Source organism: Mesorhizobium sp. M8A.F.Ca.ET.161.01.1.1 (assembly GCF_004792105.1).
Lineage (GTDB): Bacteria > Pseudomonadota > Alphaproteobacteria > Rhizobiales > Rhizobiaceae > Mesorhizobium.
Map to the genome: position 1 here is coordinate 1 of NZ_SRTD01000238.1, position 342 is coordinate 342.

At 60.8% G+C, this 342-nt stretch carries 1 protein-coding gene; it reads left to right on the forward strand.

Going from position 1 to position 342, the window contains the following annotated elements; translation table 11 throughout:
• Window positions 1-342, forward strand: a 342-nt coding sequence (locus tag EN804_RS35505) for an FCD domain-containing protein (protein WP_135922367.1), incomplete at both ends; no start/stop codon positions are given.

A 342-nucleotide genomic window follows, 5' to 3' on the forward strand; every position in this document is an offset into this window, starting at 1 on the left:
GGGGCCGGAACCTTTGTGGGTGAAAAACCGGATGATTGGTCCGCCCAGGTCACGGAACTGGTCGCCGGGACGGATTTCATGGAAATCATGGAAGTGCGCCTGCGCATCGAGCCGCAGCTGGCGCAGCTCGCGGCCATGCGCGCCAAGCCGGACGAGGTGGAGCGTATGCGCGCCCTTGTCGAAAAGACCGGTCAGAGCACGGATGCCGACGCCAAGGAATTATGGGATGGCTCGCTCCATCGCCAGATTGCCCAGAGCGCTGGCAACAAACTTTTCCTGTCCATCTTCGATGTCATCAACCGCGTGCGTCAGGATGATGCCTGGCAGTCGATACGGGAGCTT